Origin of the sequence: Bordetella tumbae (assembly GCF_965139195.1) — a bacterium.
GTDB lineage: Bacteria > Pseudomonadota > Gammaproteobacteria > Burkholderiales > Burkholderiaceae_B > Bordetella_A > Bordetella_A tumbae.
Map to the genome: position 1 here is coordinate 61436 of NZ_CBCSJH010000007.1, position 14546 is coordinate 75981.

The 14546-nt window shown below is 57.1% G+C and carries 20 protein-coding genes and 1 tRNA gene; 1 reads left to right on the forward strand and 20 read right to left on the reverse strand.

The annotated features are described in order from the left end of the window. Positions 1-36 precede the first annotated feature (36 nt). From ACNA0J_RS10515 to ACNA0J_RS10610, 20 genes are all read right to left on the reverse strand, one after another. Positions 37-402 carry a DUF3168 domain-containing protein gene (locus ACNA0J_RS10515; protein ID WP_415818947.1) on the reverse strand — a complete coding sequence of 122 codons (366 nt, stop codon included), beginning with the start codon at positions 400-402 and terminating at the stop codon, positions 37-39. Then, positions 402-869: an HK97-gp10 family putative phage morphogenesis protein gene (locus ACNA0J_RS10520; RefSeq protein ID WP_415818810.1), complete on the reverse strand. Its 468-nt coding sequence runs from the start codon at positions 867-869 to the stop codon at positions 402-404. The genes ACNA0J_RS10515 and ACNA0J_RS10520 overlap by 1 nt, the downstream gene beginning before the upstream one ends. Positions 870-878: 9 nt before the next feature. After that, positions 879-1241 (reverse strand): head-tail adaptor protein, encoded by a 363-nt coding sequence (locus ACNA0J_RS10525; protein WP_415818811.1) that lies wholly within the window; start codon positions 1239-1241, stop codon positions 879-881. Further along, on the reverse strand, positions 1241-1567 hold the full coding sequence (locus ACNA0J_RS10530; protein ID WP_415818812.1) for a head-tail connector protein: 327 nt from the start codon (positions 1565-1567) through the stop codon (positions 1241-1243). The genes ACNA0J_RS10525 and ACNA0J_RS10530 overlap by 1 nt, the downstream gene beginning before the upstream one ends. A gap of 2 nt (positions 1568-1569) precedes the next feature. Continuing rightward, entirely contained in the window at positions 1570-1779 is a 210-nt protein-coding gene (locus ACNA0J_RS10535) for a hypothetical protein (RefSeq protein WP_415818813.1), read from the reverse strand. A 61-nt stretch (positions 1780-1840) separates the two neighbouring features. Then, a complete protein-coding gene (locus tag ACNA0J_RS10540) occupies positions 1841-3058 on the reverse strand; it encodes a phage major capsid protein (protein WP_415818814.1) in 1218 nt (405 codons plus the stop codon). A gap of 10 nt (positions 3059-3068) precedes the next feature. Beyond that, positions 3069-3749, reverse strand: a complete 681-nt coding sequence (locus ACNA0J_RS10545; RefSeq protein WP_415818815.1) for an HK97 family phage prohead protease — start codon at positions 3747-3749, stop codon at positions 3069-3071. Positions 3750-3756: 7 nt separating this feature from the next. Further along, the gene (locus ACNA0J_RS10550; RefSeq protein ID WP_415818816.1) at positions 3757-5169 is read right to left on the reverse strand and encodes a phage portal protein; all 1413 of its coding nucleotides are present in this window, start codon (positions 5167-5169) and stop codon (positions 3757-3759) included. Between the two features lie 162 nt (positions 5170-5331). Further along, positions 5332-7119, reverse strand: a complete 1788-nt coding sequence (locus ACNA0J_RS10555) for a terminase large subunit (protein ID WP_415818817.1) — start codon at positions 7117-7119, stop codon at positions 5332-5334. Then, a complete protein-coding gene (locus ACNA0J_RS10560; RefSeq protein WP_415818818.1) occupies positions 7088-7453 on the reverse strand; it encodes a hypothetical protein in 366 nt (121 codons plus the stop codon). The genes ACNA0J_RS10555 and ACNA0J_RS10560 overlap by 32 nt, the downstream gene beginning before the upstream one ends. A gap of 163 nt (positions 7454-7616) precedes the next feature. Beyond that, positions 7617-7973, reverse strand: coding sequence for an HNH endonuclease (locus ACNA0J_RS10565; protein ID WP_415818819.1), 357 nt, complete (start codon positions 7971-7973; stop codon positions 7617-7619). 374 nt (positions 7974-8347) lie between these two features. After that, positions 8348-8422: transfer RNA gene (locus tag ACNA0J_RS10570), tRNA-Met, on the reverse strand. Positions 8423-8576: 154 nt separating this feature from the next. Further along, entirely contained in the window at positions 8577-8888 is a 312-nt protein-coding gene (locus ACNA0J_RS10575) for a hypothetical protein (RefSeq protein ID WP_415818820.1), read from the reverse strand. Positions 8889-9241: 353 nt separating this feature from the next. Continuing rightward, positions 9242-9664 (reverse strand): putative PDDEXK endonuclease, encoded by a 423-nt coding sequence (locus tag ACNA0J_RS10580; RefSeq protein ID WP_415818821.1) that lies wholly within the window; start codon positions 9662-9664, stop codon positions 9242-9244. Continuing rightward, positions 9661-10416, reverse strand: coding sequence for a replication protein P (locus tag ACNA0J_RS10585; RefSeq protein WP_415818822.1), 756 nt, complete (start codon positions 10414-10416; stop codon positions 9661-9663). The genes ACNA0J_RS10580 and ACNA0J_RS10585 overlap by 4 nt, the downstream gene beginning before the upstream one ends. Next, the gene (locus ACNA0J_RS10590; protein ID WP_415818823.1) at positions 10388-11230 is read right to left on the reverse strand and encodes a helix-turn-helix domain-containing protein; all 843 of its coding nucleotides are present in this window, start codon (positions 11228-11230) and stop codon (positions 10388-10390) included. The genes ACNA0J_RS10585 and ACNA0J_RS10590 overlap by 29 nt, the downstream gene beginning before the upstream one ends. After that, on the reverse strand, positions 11227-11754 hold the full coding sequence (locus ACNA0J_RS10595; protein ID WP_415818824.1) for a nuclease domain-containing protein: 528 nt from the start codon (positions 11752-11754) through the stop codon (positions 11227-11229). Before ACNA0J_RS10595 ends, ACNA0J_RS10590 begins: the two co-directional genes overlap by 4 nt. Then, positions 11718-12014, reverse strand: coding sequence for a hypothetical protein (locus tag ACNA0J_RS10600; protein WP_094837133.1), 297 nt, complete (start codon positions 12012-12014; stop codon positions 11718-11720). Before ACNA0J_RS10600 ends, ACNA0J_RS10595 begins: the two co-directional genes overlap by 37 nt. After that, positions 12007-12312: a hypothetical protein gene (locus ACNA0J_RS10605; RefSeq protein ID WP_415818825.1), complete on the reverse strand. Its 306-nt coding sequence runs from the start codon at positions 12310-12312 to the stop codon at positions 12007-12009. The genes ACNA0J_RS10600 and ACNA0J_RS10605 overlap by 8 nt, the downstream gene beginning before the upstream one ends. Further along, entirely contained in the window at positions 12306-12821 is a 516-nt protein-coding gene (locus ACNA0J_RS10610; RefSeq protein ID WP_415818826.1) for a phage regulatory CII family protein, read from the reverse strand. Before ACNA0J_RS10610 ends, ACNA0J_RS10605 begins: the two co-directional genes overlap by 7 nt. Before the next feature lie 551 nt (positions 12822-13372). Here ACNA0J_RS10610 and ACNA0J_RS10615 point away from each other — a divergent pair. Next, positions 13373-14413: a S24 family peptidase gene (locus ACNA0J_RS10615; RefSeq protein ID WP_415818827.1), complete on the forward strand. Its 1041-nt coding sequence runs from the start codon at positions 13373-13375 to the stop codon at positions 14411-14413. The last annotated feature ends 133 nt before the right edge of the window (positions 14414-14546 follow it).

Genomic DNA, 14546 nt, shown 5'->3' on the forward strand with positions numbered 1-14546 from the left:
GAGGTGCGGGGCATAGGTGAAATAAAGTTGGGTTAGCTATCGAGGCACCCACCACCTAACGTCAAAGCTGACGAAGGCCAAGTCGGTTTCGGTGTCTGTGTCCTCTCCACGCCAAGAGACAATGTGTGCGTGTGGCTCTATGGCATCTCGCAAGGCCTTTGCGGCCTCGCGTGCGTCATCATCGGTGGTCGCGTAGACATCGACCTGCACCAACATGCTGTCAATATCAGGAAGATTTCCAAGGTAGTTTTCGGGGCTACCGCCAGGCACTAGCTGCCAGACTCCATAAGGCGCTGGCGTGCCTTGCGGGACCCTTCCGAAAGGAAAGAGGCGTACGTCCTCACCTAGCACGGCCTGGACAGCGAGAGAGGTCTTTACTGTCGCGTATATGGGCGGATACATCACACCCCCAATTTCTTAACTTCGTTGGTGACTTGCTTATCCAGTTCGGCGGCGACGGCATTAAGCACCTCGTCAACACTGCCCTCACCAGCAGGCCGAATGAACGGCTCAGCACGAACCTTGCTCGTTCCAAGCTCCTTAAGGTGCCAGTGGGGCGTGTTTCCCTTCGGCCCCTCATCAGGATTGCCCCGTGGAATGCGGCCCCTCTTCGTGAGAACACCAACACTGATGATCACGTCTCCAGTACGCCGGGATTCTTTGCTGCGATAGCGCTGGCCGACGTTGTCGGCGATTCTTCGCCCTGTGTCCTTATCGTCAATGCGCAAAGCGTTCTCTTTCGCTCTGCGGCGCAATATCGCAGCTCCCTTGCCAACGGCTTTGCGGCCTGCTGAGCGCCGAATCTTGACGGGCAAGTCCTTCATGTTCTTCAGGGCTTGGTCTAAGCCTGAAAAGCGGTTTTCGGCCATTACGCCCCCTCAAGTTTTATCGCGCACCCCATCTTCACAACGAAGACGCCATTCACGCCGAGCGGTGATATCCGTCTCCGCAGAGACGATCCCAAGTTGGCGACCATCCCAAAGGATGCGCCACTTGGCTAGCTCCAGCCGGTCGACAGGGAACCATCGCAAATTAATGCGCGCCGTGGTTTGTGCTTGCCGTGCATCCGCCGCCATCAGCTCACGGCCAGCGCCGGTCAGAACCTCGGCAGGCACGTCAACCATAGGTTTCCCACCGACGATGGCCACCTCCCAAACCGTGCGAACAGAACCAGTCTCTTCGTTCTTGATATGAACGGGGCGCTCGAATGTGATTCGGTGCCGCAATCGATAAGAAAGCATCACAACCCCGCTGAGCAGCGATAAGGCCGCAATTTGATCTGCGCCGCTCGTCGAAGCTTCTCCGCATCGTCTGGCGAAGCGCCGTAGCTGGCCTGCAACAGGAGGAACACAGCCACCCGCTGACCCGGGGTAACTTCATCTGGGTCAGATACACCAATCAGCGGATCGCCCTCAATAGCCGGACATGCGCCGCTGAAATGGCTGCGCTTCATGAAGCGCAGGGCCTCTTCTTCCGCACCATCCAACAGGTCTTGCAGCTTCTCATCGTCTGAGTCATGGAAGACATCGAGAAACGCCTTAGCTTTGCTCAGGTTGATGACGCTCATGGCTAACCCCTATCGGCCCCGCGTCCTCGGCCTCGTCCTGCGGCCCGCTTGTTTGCCGGGGGCTCGGCCATTTTGTTCTCTGGCGGGTCCTGGCTAGCTCCCGGGTATTTCGCCACACCAAGCTTTACCAGCGCTTCAGCGTAGTAAGTTGGAACATCAGGCTCATCACCGGGCATGAAGCGATCAACTTGATCCGTAATCTTGATTTTCATGGGATCTCCATATACGAAGGGCGGATCAAATCCGCCCTTTCTTGAAAGATGCTGCCGTCGATTACGGAGTCGTGATTACCAACGAGCCCTTAACGAAAGCTTCGGGGCGGTAGATGACCACAATCGTCCGCTCTTCGACGCGGATCGTTGCCAAGTTCTTGACAAAATTGTCCTTGTTCTCAAACGAGATGGAAACGTTCGCATCTTGACGATCCAAGACTTGAGCATGCGTACGGAAGTCTCCGACCAGAGCATTGCCTGCGGCCATCGATTTCGTGGAGACCACATCGCGCCCCCAGAGTCGGCCAGTAGTGGTCGTCTGCGGGTTCGTGAACAGATAGCCCAGCTGCGAGTCTTTCAACAGCTCGATATTGGCCCAGCTAACGGGGTTCAACACCATGCCAGTGGCGAACGCATCTGCCAATTCCACTTGCAACAACATCAGACGCAGGCGGTCAATAGCTTGCTCGTTGGTAACTTCGACGCCAGCTGGCTGTGCATACGGCGTTGCAGCGGTATACAAGCCCAGCATATTGCCCGCAGCGCCCGAGCCGTTAAGGAACTGCTCTTCCTCTTTCAGCTTCAGCAAATAGAGCATCCGGCCTTCGATGTAGCTACGGATGTACGGAACATCGTCGAGCATCTGCAAGGAGATGTCTGTCCAATGGGCGATTGTTGGCACCGTCGCGGTGACGTTTTCAATCTCCACGTTGAACTCGGGCTTCAGTGCGCCTTCAGCCACGATATCCGGACCGCCTGTGTACCCCGTCTCACGCGGGTAGAAGACGACAGGTTTATCGGTACGGCCAGGCATCAGGAGATCGCGCACGACCAGACGCCGGACGGCAGGCTGGACCATGGGCAACTGCTGACCAGGGTAATTCAGAGCCTCACCAGTCGTAGACGACCCGAGCAGCGCCTTACGGCTCATGGGAATGTGAATGCTCTTTCCCTGGCGCGGCGTAGCAAGCAACTGCTTAGATTCAGGATTGTCCTCAAAGAACTTGTCCAGCGCTGCGCCGAGGGTCACATCCTCGCCACGGCCCATGTCCTTCAAGCCTTGGGCGATAACCTGCTCCAGTTCCTTGACCTGCTGTCCCAAGGCGCCCTGCTTCTCCAGCGCCTCATCGACCTTGGCTTTCAATTCTTTGGAGGTGTCTTCGCCGTTGTTCTTCTGGCGCAGGATCTCCGCGCCCATTTCCTTGACTTCTTTGGTGGCCTTGGCAAATTCAGTTGCCAGCGAGGCCAAATCGGAGCCTTGTTCCTCTACGGTGCTCATTTGTTGATCCTTACATTGAATGGAGTCTGAACGCCGCTAGCGCGATGCTCGCGGCCTGTTTCGCCTTTGCGTCGCCGGACTCACTCCGGAGCAACTTCGTCAGGCCGCCGTTGGCGACGGCAGTGGCCTGGGTCTTCGAGAATCCTGCCTCTCGCAGGAATCGCTCAAATTCTTTGATGGTTGGCAGTCCGCCCTCGGACAAGGCAGACTTCACGGCCTCGACCCGAGCAAGATCGTTCATCGGGAACGTCACGGGACTAATCTCGTACAGGTCCAACTCGTGCAGCAGCGAGATGCCCGATTTGCTGTCGTAAGTCTCGCGGATGACGCCATAACCAATCGACAAACCAGTTATTGACCGAGTCTTCATGCCACGATGGGCGATGCGCGCATATGGCGCGTCGTCAATCCAAAGCTCGCCGTTGCCCTTGAGGCCGTGGTCATCCTCCTCTAACTCGGCCCAATGCCCGATTGGCTCATCGGTCTTGTGCTGCCAGAGCATTGGCGTCACACGCCCCATGGACTTCAGCCGCTCGATACTGGCTCCGAACGCACCGCGTTCGACGATATCGTCACCGCCATCCAAGTTTCCGAATACGGAGCCGTAGCCAATGAACGTGCCGACCTCGGTCACATCTTCGGCCTTAAACGCCACGCGTTTATGCCGGAGCACAGGAGATTTTTGATTCATGGTGTTCTCATTGCGATGAAGGCTGTACTACTCGGGAAAGGACTTGCTCCACCTCTGAATCGCCCAGGTCAGGAGCGACCTGACGGATAATGTTTCGCAGCACGTCCTGCGATACGCCGGAGGATTCGGGCTGCACAGAGCCGGAGGCTACTGAGCCGATCATGTTCAGCGGAACCATCGCCGACTGCACTCGGAGTGCTTCTGCGTTTCCACCCATTGGCGGTAGGTTCTCCGCACGCCGCACTTCGTCGCTCGTCATGAGGCCGTTATTGACCATTCGTGCGTAGTACTCGGCCCGAGCCAATGCATTGCCACGCAGAAGGCCCGCGACATTGAACTCAGCGAAGTTCTTTAATTTCTCGGCTGGCGTAAAAAGGTTCTTTCTGATTGACTGCTCAATCTTGCGCAGCCAGGGAGTTAGGCAGTACGCAAGGAATCCGAGATTTTTTTCCTCAAGGCCGGTGCCGTAATTGGACACCTTCTGTCCGTGACCGATGAGACTTGGATCAATACCGAACCATCTGCATATTTCCTCAATGTTGAACATGCGACTTTCGAGCATTTGCGCATCTTCAGGATTGATGGATAGCTGGGCGTACTGCATGCCGCCCTCCAAGACGAAGGCCTGATTTCGACGCGCTCCGCCAGCTCGAAAGTCGTTCATTGAATCGACTAACTTCTTTCGCTCTCCCTCGTCGAGCCACATATCCGGCGGCATCGTAATGACGCCAGCCGCCGACATGCCCGACTCAAAAATGCTACGACTCGCATCATCAGCTGCCATCGCGCCGGAGAAGACGCCCGACCCGTATCGAATCGGCGACAAGCCGAAAATCCCGTCCAAAGTAAATGCGGGGATATGCCACATATCCGCTCTGGAAATCACTCGGCGTTTGCCATTCTCGGTGTATGTGTATTCCGGCTCACCATTCGGGAGCTTTCGGCAGGAAACCATGGACGCCGGAAGCGGGTTCAGGGCCACGATGCGGCCACCAATCCGGAGCTTTTCCGCGTAGCCATTACCTCGCAACATCATCCAAGCAACCATGACCTGCCAAAAGTCAGCGGCGGTCATGTACGCATTGGGTTCGTTATGAAGAAGTTCGTATGCCCAATGCCCCCGAGCCTCTTGCCGAGCGCCGTCACCGAGACGCTCAAATACCCCGAGTGGTAGCGTGGCTATCACCTGGGAGAGCAGCCGGACGCAAGCCATCGCAGCGGACAATCTCAATACAGCATCATCACTCAACGGGCGACCTGTGGCCGAGATTATTTGCCAAGGCTGGTTATAAGAAAAACCATCGCCAGCATCTAATGGGACGTTCGCATGGCGACCAAAAAGCGTCTTTTGGAGAAATCCTGGCCCGGAATCCGCTGTGAGGCCGCTGAAGAAAGCCTTAGATAGAGAGTTAATTTCCACCCTTCATCTCCTTCAGCCCACGGCGCAGAATCTCTGACAGCCACATAAGAAATCCGCCTAGAGATAGGAGAGCCCACCCTGTGCCCCACAGGACATACACGCCAGATACGGTCGCGAGCATGCAAAGCGCGAGAATGAGCGCATATACAGTCAGAACTAATTTCATGCCACCACCGGCTTGTCAAAGAATGAGGATCGGTTTTTGCTTCTGCTGGGCTTCTGGGCCTGAGATAGCCCAACGGCCATGAGCAGAGCAACCATGTCATCGATCTTGTCAGCCGACTTTTTCTTGTTCGGCGACATGTTTAAGTTTTCGTCTCGACGCTCAACGAAGTTCGAGGCACACCAAGTAAGTACAGGATCGCCGCCATGCGCGAACGAGCCAGACACGTAGGCCATTTCAAGCGCGGTCATAGCGGGGTGATACGATTTCCCACCCTGAATGAACTGCACCATTGGCAGGCCAGCTTCGACCAGCCGACTCACTAGGTCTGATGCGTTCCAGCTGTCATACGCAATCGACGAGACCTGAAGTCCCTTGCACAGCGCAATAATGTCCGCGCCAACCACCGCATAATCGGTAACGTCGCCGTCTGTCTGCTTGAGAAATCCCGACTCAACCCAGCTCGCGTACGGCACAGTGCCCCGTTCAGTACGTTGTGCGACCGCGTTTTCAGGCACCCAGCGTAGGCCATAGGTGTAGAGCACACCGTCCACGTTCCAGACAAGTCTAAAAGCGGTCAAATCGGTAGTGCTTGCGAGGTCCAGCCCGCCAGTGCAGGGGTACTTCTTAAGCCAGGACAGGTCTACAGCACCTCCGCACTTCTTCCACTTACCAAGGTCGATCCATCCGCTTGATGTTGAGGCTGGCCGATTCAAACGTTTGATTCGGAACTCGGCCAATTTGGAAGGCATCTGCTTGGCTTCTATCGCCTCCTTCCGAACGGCTGCCATCAAATGGGGGTTGATATCAAGCAGAGGGTTCGCTTTCACCCATTTGCTTTCATCAAACTCATCGTCCTCTTTGTAGCCCTCGGTCTTGTCCTCGTCGTCGAGCGCATATATCAGCGCAAGGTAATGATCTGCCTCGAAAACCCCTAGCAGCAGATTCCTGGCGAACTGGCGAATCTCAGCCCACGGGCCTGGATTCGCATATCCCTCGGTGGTGGTATACAACCACAAAGGATTCGAGCGGGCGCCCGCCGCAGACGTAAGGACGTTTAGAAGATCAGAGGTCTTGTGAGCGTGAATCTCGTCCAGACCGGTGTGCGACGGGTTTAAGCCGTCTTGCGTACTGGCCTTGGCGTGAATCGCCTTAAAACTCCCTCCCGTTTCAAATCTCGTCAGGGCCTTGGCCCAAACTTGCAATCCAAATGCCTCACGCAGAGCCGCCTTCAGCTCAACCATCCGCTTAGCGACCTTGAAGATGATCGCGGCCTGGCCGTAGGTGGTAGCGGCACTCATAATCTGCGCGCCCTCTTCGGGCTCGCAGCACTGGCAATAGAGAAGAATGCCAGCGGATAGCGTGCTTTTCGCGTTCTTGCGCGCTACCGCGAACAGCGCAGACGTAAAGCGCCTGGGCCTGAAGAAGCCGTAATCAGGTATCTCCGTGCCATCGCGCTTGCGGAAGCCGAACAACTGCACAACAAAGAAGATGTGCGACGGGTGCAAAACAAGATTTGGCTGCGGCGTTCCATCCGGATTGACCCACTTACCCTCTACGTGAGGTAGCTTTTCCAGAAAGTCACAAGGGTCATTGGCGTGCCATTCGTCGAAGATGAATGGCGAGTCCTTTCGTTTCGCCCGCTTTAAGTCGTCAAGAAAGCGTTTCGAAGCGAGCCGTATCCACTTACCAAACTTCCTCCGTTTCTTGTCCGCTACCGCAGCCTTCGCATAGTCGATGGCAATTGCCACATAATCACGCGACTCGTCGTTTACCTGGGCGGCCATTTTTGGCGAACTCGTTTGTCGCTGGCACTTCACCAGAGGGCTTAACCTTTCCCTGGGCGACCGGCGTTAGACCAAAGTCGTTTTGATATGCGCGAAGAGCACCGACCATGCTTGCAGTGGGCGCTTCACCAGCGGCGTAGAGTTGTCGAATCTTTCCATGCAGCGCACACATGTGCGCCAACGAGCTAAGGCTTGCCTCTGTTAAAAGTTTGTTTGCGTACAGAATTCGCGCTAAGCGATTCCATTCTTCGACTGCCGCCGGATTGATCAGCCATTCAGGTGCAGGCGGAACGTCATCCACCAAAGGCAGTTCGACGGCGTCCGGGCCGTCCATCCTGCAAGGCTGGTCCGTGCCCGAAACGACCTTGAGGTGGTCAGGTTTACGGGGTCTTGGCATATCGAAAAAACCGTTTTTTTGAATTGCACGCGTAAAAAAAAGGCTGGAGGCGCGGTGTCCGGCAAGAGGGCTCTAGGGTTTGAACCCACCCCTCCCCGCTTCAGGGTCGGACGGTGGGATCACGTCCCGGCGGCGCTGCGCGGCGCTTTGGATACCGCCTGCCGCCTTCACGTTGCGTCTTTGCTTTGTGGCAGTCCCTGTTGATCGCCCGCAGGTTGCTAGGGTCGTCCGTGCCACCACGAGACAGCGGGATGTGGTGATCCACTTCATGTGCAACGAGCACACGGCCAAGCCGTTTGCATTCGTCGCATTGGCATAGCCAGCCATCTCTATTCAGGATCATCAGCCGAAGCCTCCGCCACGGCCTACCGCCTCGCCCTTGTCCATACGATGGGGCAATGGGCTCGTGTCGTGGTGTGCTCTGCCGAACTTTGTGCGTCTTCGGCTTGGTCGGCATCAGCGTGGAGCGCCGCTCAGATACGTAATGCCCAAACCTTGGTCGTCATCATTCAGCTGACCTGCGACGGCGTCGGCTAGGTCGGCTATCGCGTCCGCTTGGCTCACTATCGCTTGTGCCAGTCTGTTCTGGGCCTGCGTGTTCTCCAGCAGTGCCGCTAGGAGTTGTTGAGTTAAAGAGGCTTCGTGCTCGCTCATATGCAAGGTCCGTCCATCGTCGTAGAGTCTCGCGCCTACGTGCGCATCCAAGGCAGGTCATAGCTGAGAGTCCTCAAGTGATCGTGCCGGGTGCCACCAACTGCACGCCGCCCGGCGGCGACGCCCGAACCCCCACACGCCATCCATGACGTGCGGCCCTCGGTAGCAAAGGGAGATTGGTTGCGGCGACAGGGTTCGAACCTGTGACCTCCGGGGCATGAGCCCGGCGCGCTCCCACTGCGCTACGCCGCGAAAATGAAAAGGCCCCGACCGGTTATCCAGTCAGGGCCAATGGGATTCTGCAAAAGAAAAACCCGCCTGTTTTGAGGGCGGGTTTCTGTAGACGGACTAATACACCTTATCCGTTAAGGACGGATATTGCAGGAAAAAACTGCAACCGTCAACATCATTTATTTGATTCGTTGGCTTCGCCCACTAAGCCGCCATTCTGAAGCCGCCTTGTGATTGCTGCGTATGCTTCCTGATGCAGTCCAAGCTTTGAGTCCTCTTCGCTCTTCCCTTGACTTCCAAACAGCCAGCGCTTGATCTTCAGGCTGTGAGCCGTCACCGTGCGCTCGCAAACATCAAACCGCTCTGCTATCTCAGCCAGCGTCACCTTTGCCCCAAGCAAGCGCTGTATCAACGCTGAACGGACGCGCCCATTGGACACGCAACCGGACAACGCAGCACCAGCAGCCAAGGTGGTCAACTGGCTCATCGCAGCCTCCCACTCGGCGTTAGGTTTCCATCCAGAGCAGCAGCTCACCTTGCAACTGCACGGGACTTGCCACGGCCCTACCGAAGCGATCAACACAGCTTTGTGGATAGGCAACAGTTGATCAAGCTCCGCTCGGATCATTCCTGCTTGTCCAGCACCGTCCGTCCCGAAAAGGCCTTTCCCTTCTTGGGAGGATCGCCCTGCCATTGCCCGATTCATTAGGGGCCGGTCGTACTGCTGCATTGAATAGTTCAACGCAAAAGTCAGCGCTGCGTGTGCGCTACGAAAGAGGGGCTCTGCTTCTTGGTGTGCTGCCGCAACACTCGGCACGCGAGAGATAGTCGTGGTATTCATCAGATAATGTCCGGGCTGTAGGTAGTGTTGAACGGGAGCATTTCCCGCATCCATTGCATTGCGGCATCCCAGTCGAGAGTGACGGTGTGACGCCCCCGCACCGGCCAATGCCGAGAATTAACGTGATAAGCATCCAGCATCACGGACTCGCCTCGCGCTCCCGTTTGCCGGTAGATGAGGACGGGTATCCCCTGGTCGCCCGCCTGCGCTTGTGCCTGCCTCCACCACGCGGGCAAGCAAAGCGTGTTGGCATGCTTGCATTCGACAGATATACGGGCGAAAGCGGCGTCATCTGCAACGACATCACTGTCACCCAACGCGTTACGAACTCGTCTGCGCCAAATAGTGCCGGTCGATTCGGTAAGCAAGTTGGCAACCTTGCGTTCGTATGCTGCCCCTTTGTTTCGCTGCATCGCGCTCATGCCTGCGCCCCCCGGCTTTGCATCGCATCGACGGCAGCTTGCGCAAGCTTCACCACTGCGGGCGAGTACCGCCGACCACCTTTGCGCGCCTGCTCAGCCAGCACTCGCCGCGCTCCGCGAGTGGGATCGCGAGCGCTATCGGGGGCCACAGCTCGATTGCTGATTTCCTTGATCGCTTCCGCAGCCTTGGCGTTCGCCCGCTCATCAACCGCAGGAGGCGGCAACGCCTTCGCCGGTGCCGGGATCGGTTCCCACGAGGATCGCGCCAGCTCTTCCGACAATGCTCGCTCCCAACGTGTCTGCATCACTGCATACCCGCAGTTGAGCAAGTCATGGCGCCCGACCCGAACCGCTGCCCAGTACACCGCCGGATGGCTCCAGTTGCCGACCTCGCCACGTTGGCGAGCCGTCATGCCCGCAACCGCGTCGTGAAACGCGTTCTCCGGGATCAGGCCAGGCCGACATGCCTTGATGAACTCGCTGACAGACGGGGGCCAGTCGTACATACGACGGCACGCACGCAGACCCTCGGCAACCTCGTGAGGCGTCAGCCCCTCTTCGTCGAATGCTTCGGCCCATGCCCCCTTCCAGTTCTCGATGCTCTGCATGTCGGGGAAATCCTTAAGCCAGCGCCCCCCGTACGTGCCCGAAAGCCTGTTCCACAGATGGTCGATCAGGGAGATACCCTCAAGCTTCGCCAGCGGCACAGACCAGCCAGCCTGCTTAGATGTCGATTGTGCGACCGTCGTCATGGCCGTTGCCTCCGTGGTTGCGATTGCGATTGACGTACTGCGTCGGGTTGAACTTGCCCGACTGGCTTGCACCCCCAACGAGTCCCGCCCCCTTCGGAACAAACAGGCCTTGCCAGCTCTTGCCGATGGCGTGTTCGATTACATCGGTGGGCGTGTATCCCTGGAGGCGGTATGCAGCCAGGTCTTTCAGCTGCTGTTTTGCAGCCTCTTCGGTCAACGGCTTGCGGAGTTCCACGCGGTGACGTACCCAACGCCCCCACAGGTCTGCATCCAGCCAGTCCGGCAATTCCAAGCTCATCGGGTCGAACCCATGAGGCGAACGCTTGCGTGCGCCTTTGACGGTTCTTGATGGTTCTATGACGGTTATATGCGGGTGCAACCCGTTGCACCCTTTTATGTCGTCATTTGCACCCTTTGCGTCATCAGTTGCACCCTTTATGTCGTGGATTGCACCCTTTTCCGCTGAATTAATGGGTGCAGAATTTGCACCGTTTTCTTGATCTGGATCGGCTGGAGCGAGGGATGCAAAATCTGCACCCTTTATCCAAGCCTCAGAGATACGGTATTCACGACGCTGATTGCGCCCACCATTCCCAGAGTTGACCAAGATCAACCAACCAGCCTTTTCCATGGCACGCAGCTGATACTGCACAGCACGCACGGACTGCCGGGTCTTCTCCGACAGAGACGCGATAGAGGGGTATATCCCCGTCCCTACGTCGTTCGAATGATCAGCGAGTGCCAGCGCAAGCAGCATCTCGCCGCCCCCGTTGGGATAGCGCTTAAACACCATCGTCATGACTTCAACACTCATGCCGACTCTCCATACAAAGATTGATACCCGCTCTCAGCTTGCTCAGGCCATTTGCCCAAGGCGATGATCCGCAGCCGCGTCAGACGCAGAGCAGGCACGAAATAACTCAACTTGATTTCCCGGGATGCCGGGGATTGGTCTATGAACCAGTGACAACCACCACAGCCGAACGCAATAGCCCAGTCATGCGCCTTGATGCCCTTGCCCTTGCCGTCACGCGTACGGTTCGAATGGCACGCCACGGTGGTATCTGTTCCACCCCAGCAGTACACAGGGACCCGCAGCAAGCACTCTTCGCCGTTAGCAAGAGCCAGCAGCTCGGGATTGCGATAAACGGTCTTGGTCGCCCTCTTCCCTTTCCTACGTGCCTTCATCGCGGCACGAGGCGGCTTAATGGCCGTAGCGCGCATCATCGGGGCCTTGGCAGTCAACGGTTTGCCACGCTTGAGCGGCGTGCGTTGCTTCAGTCCGGTTTTGCGGGTCAACGTCATGGCTTGGCCTTTGCCGTCTGCGCACGTCGCCATACAGGCGAACTCAGTCGGCGAGGATGACGCGTAAGCATTCCTGCGCGGGCGTAATCGACCAACAGGGAATCCACCGCGAGGCGAGCAGCCATTTCACGTGTGGTGCTGAACCAGGGATCAACCGCTATAAGCTTGGGCTTGATCACCGAGACCAGAGCGTCAACGTCAACCGTACGCTCAGTGTCGAGGATCATCTGACGAACCTGAGTGATGACCTCCAGAGGCACGCGATAGCCACGGAATACATGCAGGCTAGGCATACGTACCGCTCCACTTGAGAAACGGCTTACGGATGCGGTCATGGAACAGAGCTGCCGCCTGGGCGTTGTGGTCCAGCTCGCTCCGGCTCAAAATACCGCAAGCACGACGTATGTAGTCGGCTGCGTACTCACTCGTTGCCACACCATGAGGGACGGCGCCAGCGCGGGCAATGACCCACTCTTGGAAGCGCTTGTTCGCGCACAACTGGCCCGCCACTCGCGCCAGCGCCGCCCCCTTGCCTACCCCAGGCGCTACACGCGCTCTTACGGGGCTACCTGAACTCGCACGACTCAGCATTGCACCCTCGACGCATTGCGGGCGCCACGGAATGCCAGAACAGCCAAGTCCATAAACAACGTGTAAAGCGCACTGCGTTCGTCAGCGTCAATCTGGCCGTCTGCCATGGCGCTCAACGTCGAAGCGTTCAAGCTCCCAACGGTCATGCCCACCTTGAGCACCTTTTCGTGAATGGCCTTGAGCTCGTCGGCCCAGCCGCCTTCAGGTGGCGGGGGTACGTCCAAACACGTCAAACCATGCTCGACCATGGCGTACGTCTGTGCCCAGCGGTGAGCAGCTTCAACGCCCCCAGCTTTCTGAGACAGCCACTCCGTTAAGAGGTCAGCAATCTCGAAGGTCATGGCCTCACCTTCCTGGCCGTTGAGCTTGGCGCGCAGCGATTCGTAATGAATGGACTTGCCACGGCGCTCACTCAAGAACCGTGCAGCGTCCTTCACGCCTCCAGGCGCATTGCGGACATCGTTGTAAAGGACATCAAGCCAATGATGAGAATGCAGGCGGATGGTCATAAGGCTTACCTTGGTAACTGCGGATATCAGGGTTTCGGGTACACGGCGCTGTCTTTAAGATGCGCAACATGCAAACGAATCAGGAAATGTCTGTTGGTCCGATTTGGATCGCGTTGGGTGGCGGTGGCGATGTCGTGTCACCAGGGATGTGTGCGTCTGCCGCCCGACCCACCGGACAGATGTCCATCGGGTCCACTTGGAACCAACGGCAGATTTCCGTCACAGAGAAAGGACGCGAGGGAATCAGTTGGCACGGATCAGTCATGGCGCAGTCTCCTGATGGGCTGCCGCCGGTGCCGGAATCTCGTTTGGCCGCATTGCATGGAACGCGGTCATCCAGGATCGGGGTATCTCGTTATCAGATACCCATTGAGAAATACGGCCTTTGGTAAGGCCCGTGATTCGCATCACCTCGGCCCGACCGCCCATGATATTGATGACATCGGTAGCGTTCATACGAGGGGAGTTTAGATATTTCTAATCATTAGGTCAAGATTAATCTAAACCATTGTTTAGAAATCTCTTGTTCTAATCGCAGCATGGATAAGCGAATGGATAAGTTTGAGATTCGGCGCAAGCGATTGCGGCAGCTCATTGACGACAAGGCCAACGGGAACAATGCGGAATTTGCCCGCAAGTACGGCTACGAGCGTGCGCAGATATCTCAATATCTCTCGGCCACATACAACCGCGGGCGCACCCCCGGTCAACATGTGGTGGACGAGCTTGAGCGTCGCGTAGGCCTGCCGACCGGATGGTTTGACCAAACAGAAGCGGAGGCCGCCGACCCATGGCCCTTCCCCGCAATTCCAGAAAAGGAAGTGCGCGCTCTCTCTCCTGAAAAGCTGAACGCCCTGCAAGGTGCAATGGCCCTGGCGATTGCCCAGCTCAAACTCGACATCAAGGTTGCGCCCCCGACTCAACCAGCTCAGCCTAGCCATGGTGGTCTGGCCGATCTCGATTCCGCTGCTGATGAGTTCCCAATGAGGATCGATGGCCTACCACCAGCACCATGGGAGCCAGGCGGCGTCACGACCAAGCAAATGGAACGTGAAAGGCGAGTTCAATTCGGCATAGAACTCAGCACCGTCGCTAACGTCACAACCGGTGATCCGGTAGCCGCAAACGAAAAGTTCGAGAAGGTCTTGGAACTGGCTGATGTGCGGCTAGCCGCCGGTGACGGCATCGAAGCGGACAGCGAGTTGGTTACCGGCGCGATTCAGTTCCGACAATCATTTCTTCGCTCCGTCGGCGCCGATCGCGGACGCGGCCGAGTGGTCTACGCCAAAGGCGACAGCATGGATCCGAATATCAAGGATGGCTGGGCACTGCTAGTCGTGCCAGACGACAGCCTAACTATCCACGACCTGGTTCCCAACACCGTTTATGCCATCAACTATGACGGGAAAATGATCGTCAAGGTGATCGACAAGGACAAGCTGACTGGTCAATGGATCGCCAGGTCGGCCAACCGGAAATACCGAGATTTCCCTCTGGAGGCCCAGGGCGTATCGGTGAGAGTGCTGGGCCGGGTCGTATGGGCCGGTGGGCGGCTGCTAGAAGGTGACGCCGCTCGACTTGGGGTTGCTTAGCGTCGCCAATTTCTGACTCATATCATTGCAAGCGCAAATAACCTTCTATATGCACGGCTAAAGCGCAGGAATGCCGAAAAGTGGCGTTAACTCATTGATTTCAAAAACATTTATCTAATTTTCCAACCGAAAA

Excerpts from the sequence above, each read along its gene's own strand:
- ACNA0J_RS10515 (WP_415818947.1), bottom strand. The coding sequence starts at position 402 with ATGTATCCGCCCATATACGCGACAGTAAAGACCTCTCTCGCTGTCCAG.
- ACNA0J_RS10520 (WP_415818810.1), bottom strand. The coding sequence starts at position 869 with ATGGCCGAAAACCGCTTTTCAGGCTTAGACCAAGCCCTGAAGAACATG.
- ACNA0J_RS10525 (WP_415818811.1), bottom strand. The coding sequence starts at position 1,241 with ATGCTTTCTTATCGATTGCGGCACCGAATCACATTCGAGCGCCCCGTT.
- ACNA0J_RS10530 (WP_415818812.1), bottom strand. The coding sequence starts at position 1,567 with ATGAGCGTCATCAACCTGAGCAAAGCTAAGGCGTTTCTCGATGTCTTC.
- ACNA0J_RS10535 (WP_415818813.1), bottom strand. The coding sequence starts at position 1,779 with ATGAAAATCAAGATTACGGATCAAGTTGATCGCTTCATGCCCGGTGAT.
- ACNA0J_RS10540 (WP_415818814.1), bottom strand. The coding sequence starts at position 3,058 with ATGAGCACCGTAGAGGAACAAGGCTCCGATTTGGCCTCGCTGGCAACT.
- ACNA0J_RS10545 (WP_415818815.1), bottom strand. The coding sequence starts at position 3,749 with ATGAATCAAAAATCTCCTGTGCTCCGGCATAAACGCGTGGCGTTTAAG.
- ACNA0J_RS10555 (WP_415818817.1), bottom strand. The coding sequence starts at position 7,119 with ATGGCCGCCCAGGTAAACGACGAGTCGCGTGATTATGTGGCAATTGCC.
- ACNA0J_RS10560 (WP_415818818.1), bottom strand. The coding sequence starts at position 7,453 with ATGGACGGCCCGGACGCCGTCGAACTGCCTTTGGTGGATGACGTTCCG.
- ACNA0J_RS10565 (WP_415818819.1), bottom strand. The coding sequence starts at position 7,973 with ATGCCGACCAAGCCGAAGACGCACAAAGTTCGGCAGAGCACACCACGA.
- ACNA0J_RS10575 (WP_415818820.1), bottom strand. The coding sequence starts at position 8,888 with ATGAGCCAGTTGACCACCTTGGCTGCTGGTGCTGCGTTGTCCGGTTGC.
- ACNA0J_RS10580 (WP_415818821.1), bottom strand. The coding sequence starts at position 9,664 with ATGAGCGCGATGCAGCGAAACAAAGGGGCAGCATACGAACGCAAGGTT.
- ACNA0J_RS10585 (WP_415818822.1), bottom strand. The coding sequence starts at position 10,416 with ATGACGACGGTCGCACAATCGACATCTAAGCAGGCTGGCTGGTCTGTG.
- ACNA0J_RS10590 (WP_415818823.1), bottom strand. The coding sequence starts at position 11,230 with ATGAGTGTTGAAGTCATGACGATGGTGTTTAAGCGCTATCCCAACGGG.
- ACNA0J_RS10595 (WP_415818824.1), bottom strand. The coding sequence starts at position 11,754 with ATGGCGACGTGCGCAGACGGCAAAGGCCAAGCCATGACGTTGACCCGC.
- ACNA0J_RS10600 (WP_094837133.1), bottom strand. The coding sequence starts at position 12,014 with ATGCCTAGCCTGCATGTATTCCGTGGCTATCGCGTGCCTCTGGAGGTC.
- ACNA0J_RS10605 (WP_415818825.1), bottom strand. The coding sequence starts at position 12,312 with ATGCTGAGTCGTGCGAGTTCAGGTAGCCCCGTAAGAGCGCGTGTAGCG.
- ACNA0J_RS10610 (WP_415818826.1), bottom strand. The coding sequence starts at position 12,821 with ATGACCATCCGCCTGCATTCTCATCATTGGCTTGATGTCCTTTACAAC.
- ACNA0J_RS10615 (WP_415818827.1), top strand. The coding sequence starts at position 13,373 with ATGGATAAGTTTGAGATTCGGCGCAAGCGATTGCGGCAGCTCATTGAC.